Annotated in this window: 12 protein-coding genes; 4 read left to right on the top strand and 8 right to left on the bottom strand. The window is 43.0% G+C overall.

Features of this window, described 5'->3' with window-relative positions:
- Window positions 1-32: 32 nt before the first annotated feature.
- The gene (locus tag CL181_RS19635; protein ID WP_176505355.1) at window positions 33-770 is read right to left on the bottom strand and encodes a cytochrome c biogenesis protein CcdA; all 738 of its coding nucleotides are present in this window, start codon (window positions 768-770) and stop codon (window positions 33-35) included.
- Window positions 771-928: 158 nt separating this feature from the next.
- On the opposite strand from CL181_RS19635, the gene CL181_RS19630 reads away from it, so the two are divergent.
- From CL181_RS19630 to CL181_RS19615, 4 genes are all read left to right on the top strand, one after another.
- Window positions 929-1,096 carry a YHS domain-containing protein gene (locus CL181_RS19630; protein ID WP_097301027.1) on the top strand — a complete coding sequence of 56 codons (168 nt, stop codon included), beginning with the start codon at window positions 929-931 and terminating at the stop codon, window positions 1,094-1,096.
- Between the two features lie 112 nt (window positions 1,097-1,208).
- Complete coding sequence (locus CL181_RS19625) at window positions 1,209-1,445, top strand: SHOCT domain-containing protein (protein WP_255251650.1); 237 nt, start codon at window positions 1,209-1,211, stop codon at window positions 1,443-1,445.
- Between the two features lie 25 nt (window positions 1,446-1,470).
- Window positions 1,471-1,860 carry a DUF302 domain-containing protein gene (locus tag CL181_RS19620; protein WP_097301026.1) on the top strand — a complete coding sequence of 130 codons (390 nt, stop codon included), beginning with the start codon at window positions 1,471-1,473 and terminating at the stop codon, window positions 1,858-1,860.
- A 28-nt stretch (window positions 1,861-1,888) separates the two neighbouring features.
- Window positions 1,889-2,629 carry a hypothetical protein gene (locus CL181_RS19615; protein WP_097301025.1) on the top strand — a complete coding sequence of 247 codons (741 nt, stop codon included), beginning with the start codon at window positions 1,889-1,891 and terminating at the stop codon, window positions 2,627-2,629.
- A gap of 75 nt (window positions 2,630-2,704) precedes the next feature.
- Here the strand turns inward: CL181_RS19615 and CL181_RS19610 are convergent, their stop codons facing one another.
- The 7 genes from CL181_RS19610 to CL181_RS19580 all read right to left on the bottom strand — a co-directional run bounded on the left by CL181_RS19610 (window position 2,705) and on the right by CL181_RS19580 (window position 14,558).
- Window positions 2,705-3,907, bottom strand: coding sequence for a hypothetical protein (locus tag CL181_RS19610; RefSeq protein ID WP_097301024.1), 1,203 nt, complete (start codon window positions 3,905-3,907; stop codon window positions 2,705-2,707).
- 66 nt (window positions 3,908-3,973) lie between these two features.
- Window positions 3,974-5,515, bottom strand: coding sequence for a multicopper oxidase family protein (locus CL181_RS19605; RefSeq protein WP_097301023.1), 1,542 nt, complete (start codon window positions 5,513-5,515; stop codon window positions 3,974-3,976).
- A 119-nt stretch (window positions 5,516-5,634) separates the two neighbouring features.
- The gene (gene ccsA, locus CL181_RS19600; RefSeq protein ID WP_097301022.1) at window positions 5,635-7,563 is read right to left on the bottom strand and encodes a cytochrome c biogenesis protein CcsA; all 1,929 of its coding nucleotides are present in this window, start codon (window positions 7,561-7,563) and stop codon (window positions 5,635-5,637) included.
- A gap of 5 nt (window positions 7,564-7,568) precedes the next feature.
- On the bottom strand, window positions 7,569-9,767 hold the full coding sequence (locus CL181_RS19595) for a cytochrome c3 family protein (RefSeq protein WP_097301021.1): 2,199 nt from the start codon (window positions 9,765-9,767) through the stop codon (window positions 7,569-7,571).
- Between the two features lie 6 nt (window positions 9,768-9,773).
- On the bottom strand, window positions 9,774-12,458 hold the full coding sequence (locus CL181_RS19590) for an S-layer protein domain-containing protein (protein ID WP_097301020.1): 2,685 nt from the start codon (window positions 12,456-12,458) through the stop codon (window positions 9,774-9,776).
- A gap of 370 nt (window positions 12,459-12,828) precedes the next feature.
- Window positions 12,829-13,470, bottom strand: coding sequence for an ABC transporter ATP-binding protein (locus CL181_RS19585; protein ID WP_255251649.1), 642 nt, complete (start codon window positions 13,468-13,470; stop codon window positions 12,829-12,831).
- A 38-nt stretch (window positions 13,471-13,508) separates the two neighbouring features.
- The gene (locus CL181_RS19580) at window positions 13,509-14,558 is read right to left on the bottom strand and encodes an FtsX-like permease family protein (protein ID WP_097301019.1); all 1,050 of its coding nucleotides are present in this window, start codon (window positions 14,556-14,558) and stop codon (window positions 13,509-13,511) included.
- Window positions 14,559-14,560 lie beyond the last annotated feature (2 nt).

Genomic DNA, 14,560 nt, shown 5'->3' with positions numbered 1-14,560 from the left:
TTACTACATTATTTCTCTATGTCATTGTTTTTCTACTTTTCGGATAGGTACTTAATATAACCATATGCTGCCAGGACTCCCATGAGGGTATTGGTGACCACAAGTCCCAGAGAATACATCACGATAATTATGGCACCAAGTTCTTTTTGTGCGGCAGCTCCTGCACTTATCGCCAGTGCAAAAAGCAGCATTTGAGTCGGCGTCTCGGCGCCTACTCCGTGAATCATACCGATTATGTATGATGCTCTGCCTCCATATCCATTTTTAAGAACGTGGTGGTGCTTTCGAGGTGTTCTGGTTAGCTTCGCCTTCATCCAGCCGTATGAATTAAGAACCACATTAGCTACCAGAGCCCATCTGGGCAGCATCCTGAAATCATTTCCTTTTTTCTTGTGAAGTGAATAGAAGACATAAATTCCAAGAATAATCAGCGTAACCCCTACAACTGTTTCCATAAATCTATCAAAGCCCTGCGGCAGTGCGAAACTCATAAGCAAGAAACCCAGAGCAATAGATGTGACCACACTTGCATGACCCAGCCCATACAGGAGACTCATAAATATCCCGGTGCGTGCTTTGCTCTGAGTGCTTGTGATGTCACTTATAGCGGCTATATGATCCCAGTCTATGCCGTGTCTGATTCCTGCTATTAATCCAGTTAATAAAAGCAGAGGTGTAGCAGAAGCTAATCCGAAAACCATCAAATAATCCCTCCTGCTGACCTGAAATACGATTTGATTGCTACCATTGCCATTTGTTTTTCTTCCCATTTCCATATTTTTAATATATATTTATGAAATGTTACTAAATAGTGTTACAAATATGAAATTTTGTAACACTAATCCTTCATGATAAAATGTAATAAATAGATTGCGGTTTAAATTCTTAAAACAAAAATAATTTAAAGAACATCGGACAATAAAAAACTATGCCAATTGATGTCGTCTGCTGGATGCATGTGGATATAACTGCAGAACATACATCAGAATACATGGATCAGAAGTATTATTTTTGTTCATCCAAATGCAAGAAAGAATTCGATGATGCTCCTGACAGGTATCTTGGTGTGAAAAGCCCGATGAAAATGCCTGAATAGAACCGAAAATTAAGTAATGTGTTCTCATGAACACTTTTAAGCATACTGAAAAACAATCCTGGATACATCTTTTTATAGTACAAAAATCAATTATTATTAGTGGAGGTAAACTATGCAATTCGGAATGATGGACGGTTACGGTTATGGTATGATGAGCGGAGGTTACTGGATTTTGGGGTTGATATTCTGGATACTGTTAATCATAGGGCTTGTATTGCTCATCAAATACCTGTGGGAACGTGGCGGAGCTAAAAGAGGTGAGGAATCCGCCCTTGAAATCCTGAAGAAAAAGTATGCGAGGGGAGAGATAAATAAAGAAGAATTTGAAGAGAAAAAGAAAGACCTGTAATAAAAGAAGTAGGAGGTAATTTAAAATGTACAACTACAAAAGATCTATTTCGTTAGGTTATGCCGATGCTGTTGCGAAAGTAAAGGATGAACTAAAAAAAGAAGGTTTCGGAGTCCTCACAGAAATAGATGTCAAACAAACTCTTAAGACAAAACTTAATGTAGATTTTGAGGATTATATAATCCTTGGAGCATGTAATCCGCCGCTGGCTTACCAGGCGCTGACTGCCGAGCAAGATATCGGAGTCTTGCTCCCCTGTAATGTCATCGTTTATGTTAAGGGTGGAAAAACATTTGTCAGCGCAATCTTACCTACTGTGCAGCTTGGAAAAGTAGGTAATCCAAAACTTTTACCTATTGCTGAGCAGGTTGAGAACAAGCTAAAAAAGGTAGTGGATGCTACAGCCGGGAATTGATGGATATTAGAATTAACCGGGAGGTAACATGGATAAAAAAACTCTTGCTTTATTAGGCGTTGCCTTGATTGTTGTAGGTGTTGCAGGTTTGGTTCTCAGCTCCGTATACTCTCATTTTAGTTATGGAGGATATTCGCCGCAATGGGGTAGCTTTGGAGAAATGGGTCCAAGCGGTATGATGGGCGGTGGAATGATGGGAGGAGGCATGATGGGCGGTTCAGGTGGTATGATGGGATCTATGATGCAAATGATGGGCGGAAATATGCTTGTGAGTGGCGGCGTCCCATATAATCCTAATGGAAGCCTGGTGAGCCTGGAACAAGCCAGTGATATTGCAAAGAGATATCTGGCTGCTCAGAATAATCCTGATCTGGAACTTGCTGATCTGGAAGAATGGGAATTCAATTTCTATGTGGAATATAAAGAGAAAAGCACAGGAACCAGGGCATTCCAGATGCTAATAGATAAGTATAGTGGTATTGTTTCTCCAGAAATGGGTCCTAATATGATGTGGAACACAAAGTATGGTATGATGGGCACACAGCCAGGCTCTATGACCCTGACAAAAGAGCAGGCAGTAGCATATGCACAGCAGTTTCTGGATTCTCGACTCCCGGGAACGAAGGCGGAAGATAGTGGATTATTTTATGGCTACTACCATTTTGATGTCAAGAAGGATAACAAAATGTATGGCATGCTGGATGTAAGTGGGTACTCAGGACAGGTATGGTATCATACCTGGCATGGGAATTTCATCCAGGAAGACTAATACAATAAAGTTAAACTTGATTCCAGGGTGAACTCCGGGTGTAGCTGAGCTTCCCGGATAACATATGAAACCTGCTCACCATTTCCGTCCCAATTGATAAGCAAGACCCGCACCCAGCAATCCAAGAATAAACCCAAATCCGGGTGTTGCAGGCGTTGAAACAGGTGTTTTTGCTGCCTGAGTTATAGTAGGTGTTGGAGCCGGTGTTGTATTATCTTCAACCACGATATCCACCACGCGTTCAGAGAAATTTGCTATATACATCATCGCTTGCATACGGTTTCCACCGGGCATGGCCAGCCAGAAAGAAGATTCTTTTGCATCATACAACTCCTGCTCGGTCATGACCTGTCTCATTGGTTTATTGTCAAGGTAGAAACGCATTTTCTGATTTTCATTCCACACCAGAGAACTGTTATCTATGTTCATCATAACAAATTTTCCTGAAGGGTCTGTGGAGTTAATTGTCATTTTCATACGATTTTTCTCCATGGATTTTATCATGACGTTCATATTCTCGGAATAATTAACAATGGAATATTTACCTGACATACCCATAGAAATCTCTGCTCCTGCCCTGTTCCTCATCATTTCTCCCATGAACCTTTGATGCATGCCTTCTACAGGGATATTCACAGGCACTGCCCTGAAAATAATATTTCCACTGCCGGGTCCGATCCTGACCTCTCCTCCTGAAATATTTATAGGTGTAGAGTTCGTGGAGGCAATAAATGCAGTCAAATTATCGGTCTCTATTTTCACTACATTATCTTCCTTTGAGGCTTTCACACCTTCCGCAAGATCAAAAGTGACAGTAACAGCTGTTTTTGTCCTGACGTTGATCACTGAAGCAGGATTATCGTGCAGCTGCACCACCACAGAACCGTCTTTATTTGCAATCCTTGTCAAGGCACCCGTTGTTGTTGAATTTTTAAAGTCAAAGTTGGCGACCTTGATCGAGTCAAAAATCGTGATACCCGATATACCATAATTCATTATTGCTCCCGTATTATTATCCACAGAAAAAGTTACATAATTACCGTAATTATTCCCCTCGCTGTGCATAAATCCCATTCCAGTCATACCTTGCTGGTTTCGCATTTCGTGGCCTTTGTTCATCATATCTTTCGCTATTCCACGCATCATATCTCCGCCAGTCATGCCACTGCCCATCATGTCTTTTCCACCCATCATGCCGCCGCCAATCTGGCCATAGACAGGTAGAGCCAGCGTAATGATAGCAAGCATAACTGCTGCTATCTTCATTGATCTTTTCATATTATCCTCCTTAACTTTATAAATTAACATCTCTTTTTCAGGTAATAACTGCTTTGGATGTATTTTTTATTGAGTCACAGTAAAGGATGCAATCATCCCTGCCTCTGCGTGTTCTGGTATGTGGCAGTGCATCAACCATGTTCCCGGGTTAGTAAATTCAACGAGGATATCTATAGTGCTTCCAGCAGGCACAAGAACTGTATCTTTCCATACTAAATTATCATAATATTTCCCATCCTGTGTAAGAACAAGGAAGCGCTGCCCGTGCAAATGTATGGGGTGCTCCATGGGATGCATCGATCCCGGATCGTTGAATATCCTTATCTTCTTTACATCTCCTACCTTTTCTTGATAGTTAGGTTTCTCTTCCCCGGTTGCATTGTCCTTGATCATCCACTGTACATTCTCGCTTGTTGACATGCTGTTAATCATAGCCATATCCTCATCTTCATCCCACTCTATCGGCTCAAAAGCCATCATCATTTGTTCAAGTTCCTTAGCCAGCTCTTCATCGAGGATATCAACAGTGAGATCAAGCTTATAATCCGGCTCATTGGAACGGTATTTTTTAAACGGTGCTATATCGCCGGTCACGCCGTAATTTTTCTTAAGAATCGAGAAGCCCTTTGATCTCTTACTGAAAGATGCCTCATCAGAGACCTTTACTGTACCAAGCACATAAGTCATCACTGTGTTATTCTGTTCCGGAAAATTATTAAGAATCCGGAACGTACCGGGCTTATCAAAGAGAACGTCTACAATGTACCGCTCTCCGACGCTGAGTACGACAGAGTCCACTAAAGTTTCTTTTTCGTATCTCCCTGAATCTCCCCCGATTAATTTCATCCTGGTATTTTCAATTGAGAAATTAAATGTTCTCGTATTTGCTGAGTCCGTAAGATAGAACCGCACCACTTCGCCCTTTCTCACATTCAGTTGATAATCCGCCTCTCCATTGATCAGCATGATATTCCCGAATCGTCCTGTCAGCGCAAAATTGGCGTATTCTCTGCTAAAAGGGTAAATATCACCACTTTCGTTTATTTTAATGTCATCGAGAAATAGAGCTGCCTCTTTATCCACGGAATCGCTCATGCTCATGTGGCGGGCTGGTTCAACAAGTATATTCCCGTATAGTCCCATCTCCTGACCTATATCGTCTCTTATATGAGGATGATACCAGTAGATGCCCTCATCTGGGAAATCTAATTTATAGAGAAAGCTTTCTCCTGGCTGGATAGGTTCCTGTGTAACAACTGGAACTCCGTCGAACTTGTTCTCCAGCCTCAAACCGTGCCAGTGGACAGTAGTCTCTATATCAAGGTTATTTGTGAAATTAACGTATATGCTGCTGCCCTGCCTGACCTTTATCAAGGGTCCAGGGATCTGGCCGTTGTAGCCGTACATGATAACATTGCTGCCGTTAATATTTTGTACAATAGGCTTTGCCTCAAGCCGGATTGTCGCTCCGTCCGGGATAAGTTGATCATCCATGCCCATATGATTCATTGTGAAGCCCATTGGTTGATAATTTTTAGATGCCGAAGCTTCAGATAACATTACAAAAACAGCTGTTAACAGCAGTGCAAATATTAATTTTCTATTCATTTATTTACCTCCTTATTCTCCAGTTTTTAAATTAGGTAGTCTAGGTATAACTATCCCCGATTATAGTCTATAATTATCATCCTTTATTTATGTGGTTTTTGATTTAAATAATGAAAAAATTAACCTGTTTTTGAGGATAAATTTGGTTTCATCAGAAAAATAATTCCACCAATCATCAAAAGAGTTCCTCCCCAGAGAACATTTACCAGCGGCATCATTTCTGTGCGCAGCCGGATCGAAGAAGGATTTAATGCATCCCCATCATAATGTACCATGATATCTGTAAACAATGTCCTGTGAACAAGGAGTTTATGAAAATTACCAATACGGTCACTTTTTGATAAACTGACTACGCCTGACCCATGCGGATTCCCATTTTTATAGAAATTTAAATTTAATACCTGTTCCGATCCATTATCAGCTTTTACAGTAGTGCTGATATCAGTTACCGATACTCTCCACACAGCATCTATGCCTTTTGGGATATTTAATTCCAGAGCGGTATAACCGACAGTGCCTTCGGTACTCAAAGAAGTGGATGAGATTGCTCCGGCCACGATAAAAATAAATCCTGCATGGATCAATCCTATACCTGTATTACTGCATGAAAACCTGTGTTTGCCGTGAATAAACCTGAAAAATATCCCTCCCACACCGAAAAGGGATATTGGTATATAAGAAATTACAGATACGGACCCGATTGATTGTCCAAGAAACGTAGACTGTTGATAGAATTCTGAAGCAGGGTCAAGGAGAGTTGGTCCGGGGAAGAATGCAGTCACAGCGCCTGTGAAGATTGCCAGGAGCGTTATAAGCTTCAGGACTTTTTGTTTTACTACACCCTGAAGCAGGGAATATCCTGTAAGCGTGATCAACAGCAGTATTATGGGAAAACTCCAGAAATTATAGACTTCTTTCGGGATTAAGATTTGATCTCCAAAAATCTTCTCCGGGATGATCGAATGGGTGATGCCCCAGAAAGGGACAAAAGCCAGCATACATAATAATAAAATAGCGGTGTGGAATGAAGTTCGAAGTGAGTTCATGGAATTCAATGTCATTTTCCAGCCGGATTCTTCCGATTTTCTCCTCATGATCAAATATAACGTAATAATTGTGGTAAATAACATTGCAGCGAACAATATGGCCCAAATATCACTTCCCAGGAAATTGTGTTCGGAACCCTGCACCCCTTTTCGCGAGAAGAACATTACATAGAGACTCAGGATAAATACGCAAGCAGATAACAGCGGAGCAGTTGTATCATACTCCCGGAAGTTGCGCTGGTGCCTGATGATCGCATGCAGCACAGCAGTCAGAACAAGCCATATTATGAGCGCGCCTGACTGGGCAGGGTCCCATTTCCAGAATCCGTCCCATCCGACGGTCTCATAAGCCCATGCACCGCCTGTCGCCATTGCAAGGGACAATAGCAGCCATGATGCCCTTCCCCAGGATCTTGCAGTTACGACCCACTCTTTTTCCCCTGAAAACAGGTAAGTTATTGCAGAGGCAAATAGAATAATAATTGCCGCATACGCCATTACTACCAGGGGCGGATGAATCAGAAACCAGAAGCTTATCATCTTCGGGCTCAAACCATGACCTGATAAAATTCCTGCCTCTGATGAGCCAGGAGCGGGTCTGAAAGGTGAATCCAGAAGGGTGATTGATAAAAATAAAATAACGATGCCCAGAGCTATGTATGATATTTTCCGTGCGAATCCATTATTCTCCTGGTTTTTCATGTAGAATAACAAAATAAACAGCATGGTAGCCCATACCAGTAGCAGTTGCATGCCTTGTTTTCCTGCCCACATGGCTGCAATTCGATATACTACAGGCAGGTCCCCGCTGTAAATGTATACGTAATTTATACTCAAGTCATTTGAGATAAAATAGTAAACGAGAAGCAGGACCGCGGATGAAATAAAGAGAAACGCCAGGATTAGCGCATATAAGAAATATCTGCGATTAAGTTTATAAACCGATAGTGATGCTATCGAAGCAATTAGCCCGATCAGCAAAAGTATGTTCCCTGTGTCCATAGTAGTTATTTTCCAAATTTCTTAAATAAGTAAATCAATACCAATACACCCGCAACCAGGAATACCAGTTCCCAGTGCCTGAACAAATACCAGGCTCTAATCTCTTTATTTATCACGAATGGGGCAGGCAAAACATCTCCCCACCTGCCTTTTGAATCCTGCGCATGCACAGAAACTATATGGGTGCCTTCCTTCAGGTCTGTGGTATCCATATCTGCAAACGCTTCCCTTACCTGGCCTCCCGCAAGCTCTTTTCCAGAGGTCAGGTTCCTGCCGCTTCCGCCCTCTCCCACGATGTCAATAAAATATTCCACGTTCGCAATACTGGCATCCCACCCTGCCACAGCCAGGACACTGATGGAAATATTTTCACCTGCATAACTTTTCTGCGGGACAAGAATTATATCTTTGATATATGGAACGCCTGTTGATTTCTGGAGTACATGAAGAGAGATCGGAGTATCTCCGCCATGGCAGAGGGTACAATCAGAAGCATCTCTATGTAAGGGATATGTCAGGTTTGTAGCTTTAAATGGCTGCTCTCCGCCATTTTTTACATGGCAGTCCTGACATTTATTCACCCTGGTGCCATTGCTCCAGTTATTCCATCCCGGCGACTGGATAGTTCCTGTCGGGAACTCGCTGTAGTGAAATTTCTCTTTCCCTGTAGCGTTATGACAGGAGTCGCACGATAATATTACAGTATCTTTTGTTTTTATCCGGGGCTTTACAAACTCTTTATCAGGTACTGTCAGGTTATGGAACTCATTTTTTATCTCATTGTGGCATACGCCGCAGGTAAGGGTTTTGTTGATATTTTCCACGATCAGGCTGCTATAGTGTGAGGCATCATAACCCGAATGGCAGGTTGTGCATGTAACTTTCTGAACGGTCTGTTTTATATGGGTATTATGGCAATCCGTACACCGGGCATCCCTGCTATCCACAACCATTCCAACAGGTCTCTCCCATGCGAGGGTAGGTTTGTGGAACCTGCTCAATCTGTTAGAATCGTGGCAAGTCTCGCAGTTCAATTTCATTCCCAGTGCAGTGTGTTCTGTCTGGTTGCCGTGGATGAGACGCGGGATCTGGACAGCGGGCTTATAGGGAAAGTTCCCTGCCGCACTGTGGCAGTCAGAGCAGAATATCTGCAATATATTGTTATTGTTTTCCTGTGAAATGTTATCCTGATATAGGAGGTTCCTGGTAAGAGTGCGGTTATGGAGCGTAGTGTTAGATGCATTATGGCATAATTCGCATGAGAAGCTGGAATTCTGCGCAGTCGTGTTTGCCCGCCCCTGCGGCGCGCCCGGGTAATGTGTGCGAATAATACCCCCTGCCCCGTATTTTTCTACAGCGTCCTCTTTCGTATGGCATTTAACGCATGTTCTTTCAGCGGGAATTGTAAGGTTTATATCGTGAAGAGTTTTGACCTGCCCTGTTCCGTGGCAATCAGTGCATGAACCGTTCTTGACGTGAGAATATACGAGGGATGCGTTCCCCCATTTAGTGGCATTGGCCGGGTTTCCATGACAGGAGAGACAATCCGTTGAATTATACGCTATTTTTGCAAGGTAATGCGAAACATTTGATTTCGTGCTGTTTAACCCGGAGTTAACAAGACTGTTGCCATGGCACCTCTCACAGCTTATATTCAGGGTCAGGTTTTCCCCGGCTTTTGTGTGGCCGCTCACACCGGGTGCATTATAGTCTGTTGCAAAAAAATGGCACGAGGCGCATGATCTTGGCGCCATGTATTCTTCAGGATGGGTCGCAGGCATGGTGCCGTTGCCGTGGCATGCCCAGCACGCCCTGTTGACAGGGTCGATTACACCTGTGCTTTCTGTTATATTATTGAGGTTTGCGTGAACGCTTTTTTTTAAGGCATCAACATCTACCTGCTTTGCTGCAATTCCACCCAGGCGGTGACAGCCGCTGCATTCGGGGTTAAAACTCCCGTTTGTCAGGGCAGATTCGTGGAAAGTCCCCGGAACTTCACCAATTTTTATATACTGGCCCGGCACAAGTTCTGAACCAGTATAGTTCCCAACTGTTTCATTCTGCCCAACTACATCAGTCTCATTTGAGATGTGACGTGCATCTTCAATTACGATAATTGCATCCTGATTTGCAGCGGCGGATGATACATTGATCATCTGGACGGCAAGAACAATGAAAAACAGATGTTTTATCGATTCTTTCATACTTCTTCATCCATTTACGAACATACCTGCTATTTTCATGCTCAGCATCGTAATCTCGACGCCATTTGATGTCGTATTATATGTGAAATAATCCCCTTCCCTGACGAACTCCTCTTTGACAACAATACCATCTTTTTCAAGCGCAAGCAGCACATATGCGCGATCCGGGCCGAAATCCTTTATCTTCAGTTCATATCCGCTTCCAAGATCCCACGATTCACCTGAGTACATCGTTTTTTTATCAGAGGCTGAAAAATCGATGTCCAGCCGGTTTAATGTGATATTCTGCTCCTCGTTCTTGAGTACTAAATACCTGTACCCGTCCGGCCTGTCGGATCTGTAGTCCCTGACATGGCAGGTGTAGCACTGGACGCTGCTCGTTTCGGTATGTATATGTTTTGGAACGAATCCGCGAAAAGTCACAAGGCTCACTGTTCCGCCGTAGAATATATCAGATATCCCAAGGTCGATTATTGTTTTATTGGCGCCGTCCTCAACCAGTTTTGTGTCGTATTTGAAGCTGTCGCCTTGCGTAACCAGTTCTTTTTTGACTGGTTTCGCGTTGTAATAAAGTTCAATCCAGGCCGACTGGCCTTCTTTATCAGCTTCACTGATCGCTATGCTGTAGTTCTGGTCAAGCTTCCATATCTCATCCGAAACAAGCTTCTTTTCAACATTTGCAAGCCGGACGGTGTCTCTCGGATCAGGAGGGCTGCTCCATTTTTTCCCGATTTCTTTGTTCTGGTGGCAGCTCACGCAGTCTTTCGTATCTACCGCCGGGTATTTGGCGTAATGCGACACCGTGGAATTTATCGTTTTTCCAGAAGCCCGCACATCGTTGCTATGACAAAGGATGCAGGCTGCTGCTGCCTTTACCTGGCTGCTTTCGGCGGTGTGCCTTGTCAGGTGGTTTGGTTTTAATTTTTGTGTCAGGTTAAGAGTATCTTCAATGTGGCAGGTAGAGCAGGTTTCCGGCTGTTTTACAATGTCTGGATGATTTTCCGGTGCAGTAATAATATTTGAATGACATGTCCAGCATGCACCGTTAAGGATGGAACTCGCATTATTCAGATTTGCGTGAATACTCTTATTTATTGCATTTTCGTCTAATTTATTAATAGCAAAACCGCTTTTTCCGTGGCATGCAACGCAGTTTGAGAGATTATAGCCCTTCATGTTCACAAGGGTTGTATCATGAAGCCTGCCTGTGCCATGGCACGATGAACAGCTTATATTTCCATTGTGGGTTATGTTCGTCCTTGAGGTCTTATTGAAAACATCCGAGAACTCAGAAGCTGGATCCTGGTGACAGTAGGAGCAGATAGTACTGGTCTTATTTAAATCAAGCATATCAGTCCTTTTCTTGCCGTAGTGAGAAATTGTCGAATTTACAGTACTGCCATTGAAATTTATCATCTGTGATTTGCCGTGGCAGAGCTGGCAAGTGGCAATCACAGCGATGCTGGCAGGCTGCGGAGTGTGTTCCGTTACTAATGGAGATTTGAATTTTTCAGTACTGTTCACATGACAGGAAGCACATGTGAGCGCAGGCTTGTGCATGGGATGCTTTTTCGGCGGCGTTGTTGAGTTCAAATGACATGCCCAGCATGCTCGATTGAGGTTTGAGCTTGAATTATTTATATTGGCATGGATGCTCTGGCTCATGATATCCTGGTTTATTTTCGAAAAGTTCCCTCCCATCATTTCTTCGCCCGGTGCCTTACTATTGGTTCCGTGGCATCTCAGACAGTTTGATATTACTCCCATACCCATGCCGCCTGTCCCTGAAAGAGATGAAATTGCAAACAGGGATAACGAATCTACGTAGGACCTCAAAGTATTTTCTTTTTCATCGAAATCTGTGGGCAAAGTTATCCATGCTGAATCAGTATAATGAATGATCGAAAGGTCGCTCTCATTTGCTTCGGCGAATTCTGCGTCATTGTAAGCCACTTTGATATTTACCCCACTGTAAGAAAAGTTGCTTGCTGATATGCTGAAAAATTTAACAGGGCTCCCGGGCGGTGAAGAGTCGGGTATGTTATTACTGTTCATCTCAAGAGTAAACTCAGCCTTTTCTCTTCCAACAAATGAAGCTGATATGGTTTCGTCACCCATGTCTTTGTATTCGTGCGATTTCCCGGCCCGGGCAGTATCATTATGGATATGTTCAGAGGTATTTTCAGAATGTGAAGTGACTGCAAATAAAGATGGGGAATTGGCAGATGCATTCAATATGTTTTCTTCCTCATTTACATCCGTAGGCAGCATGATCCACGTGGAATTCTCATAAATGAAAAAAGTGAGTTTTCTCTCATCGATCCCATTTAGATCCATTTCACAATAGGCTGCACTGATGGAGATGGATTCATAAGATATGTTCTGCGCGCTTACCCTGAAAAACCTGACAGGCAAGCCGTGAGGCTGGACAGTTATTGGATTATTTTTTTCGAAGTCCTCGATATTAACTGTCACATCCCCGGTACCGTTCTGTATAATGGCGGCTGTCAGTGTCAGGTTCGCTTGAGCATATTCCGGTGAATTAGAAGAGTTTTCAGTTGTATTAGAGTGGGCGTGCTCAGTTAACGATGAATTAAAATCATAAGAAGAATTGTCCACTGCATATACCAGAGATGAAAAAATCAGCAGGGCCAACACTACAGTGGCTGTAATCAATATGACCGGCTTCATACTATCATCCTTCCACGATTTAAGTCGTTTATTATCTTTTTAAGATTTTCTTCTATTGTCATATTTATCTTTTGTAACTTGTAAAAGAACGTTCTACGAATGTAAATGTAAACCATCTATTGGAATACAGCTTCCATCGCTGATTTTTAACATTTTTCAGATTGTGAGTATTAGCTTAATGACTTTATTTCATGATTATAGAACTTATCATTTAATATGGTTTTTGCTTTAAAAAATAAACAACATCTACCGATTTTTTACTTAAAAACCAAAAAAATAAACAAATTTCTTTCAGATAAAAAATAATGATATGTTCGAATTTAGGAGGATGCACGAATAAGAGCGATACCACCACTCAGTGGCATCCTTTTTAATACTTTACTTCACCGTGTGATATCTGGATTATTTTATCCCCTATTTCGCCTATTTCAGGATTGTGTGTCACTATCACAATCGTTCTCCCTTCGCTGTGGAGTTTTCTGAATATATCAAGAACAGCTTCCTCATTAGTTTTATCCAGATTTCCTGTAGGCTCATCCGCTAATATTATCCGGGGCTGGTTGATAAGCGCCCTGGCTATGCATACCCGCTGCTGTTCTCCACCGGAAAGCTGGGAGGGGAGGTGATGCAGCCTGTGCTCCATCCCGACATGCACAAGCGCCTCTTTTGCTTCTTTCTCGTCCTCAATGCTGTGGAAATACTGCGCTATCATCACATTCTCAAGGGCGGTAAGATGGGGGATCATGTGGAATTGCTGGAAAACAAGACCAATGTTCTCGCGCCGAAAACGAGTTCTTTCCTTCTGGCTAAGCTTCGTTGTCTCAATTCCATTCACCAGCAAAGAGCCGCTTGTTGGTGAATCGAGGCATCCTATCAGGTTCAAAAGCGTGGTTTTTCCGCTCCCTGAAGGCCCCATTATATTAGCCCATTCTCCTTTTTCAATAGTGAAACTGGCATCTTTCAATGCACAGGTGGTATCGTATTTTTTGACAAGATTTTTTGCTATTATCATTTTTATCAGTCCTATTCCCCGCATTCAAATACGGGGTCTCATTCACCCCTTAGTATTATGACAGGATCGATTGAAATTGCACGCCTGATGGGCAGGAGACTTGAGACTGCTGCGACCAATACCGAGATTAAAACGGTGAGAACGAACACTTCAGGCTTTATCGACACCTGCATATCAAATATCTCTATTCCTATAAATTGAGAAAGTAAAAGCCCGACAAAATATCCGGGGATGCCGCCTGCTGCGCCCATCGCCCCTGCCTCGGCAAGAAACATGGCCGCAAGCCTGCCATTTCCGCAGCCAAGTGCTTTCATAAGCCCTATCTCACGGCTTCGCTCAAGCACGCTTGTTACCATTGTGCTAAAGAGGGTGAGGCTCGACGCTGAAAGGACAAAAAAGGCAACGAGGGAGATCAAAAGCTGGGTTTTATCAAGAAGAGCTTTCTCGCTCTGGGCCACCTGCCGGATCTTCTTTACTTTATAGCCTTCATTCTCAAGATACCTGATTACTTCATCGATATCCCCAAGAACACTCACCTGTACCAATGTAGCCCCACTCCTGTCTGATATCTGTTCCGCAGCCTCCATGGTGATGAAAATCCTGTTATCATCGGATGTGCCTGTATCCAGGATACCTGAGACTTTAAAAGATTTCTCCCCTACGATCAGAGGATCACCGATTTTAAGCCCAAGTTTTTTTGCAGCATTAATGCCTGGCAGCAGCTCTTGCTGTCCGGGAAGTGCTCCTTCAATATGCCACCACGGGTTCATTTTTCTGGCTGCTTCAAGGTCTGCCCCTGCAAAATCTATCTTTTTTGCATTAACGCCGGCTTTGAAATAAAGAAAAGAGACAGAACCTATAATAGAATTATGCGTGGCATTGAACTGGTTGATATATTCTCCTTCGCCTGGAAGAACAACCAGATTGGCTCCATAGCTTCTAAGCTCCTTACCCATCTGCTCCCTTATATCCAGGGAGATAGTCATCAATGAAGTCACCATGGCGGCACCCAGCATTACTGCAATTATAGATATCAACAGCCGCTCTCTTCTTACCCGGAGTGATTTTGTTACCAGGCGGGTGAACAAAT

The sequence above is a fragment of the Candidatus Methanoperedens sp. BLZ2 genome (assembly GCF_002487355.1).
Classification (GTDB): Archaea; Halobacteriota; Methanosarcinia; order Methanosarcinales; family Methanoperedenaceae; genus Methanoperedens.
Note: the sequence above shows the minus strand (reverse complement) of the source record. Positions and strands in the feature narration are given on the sequence as shown.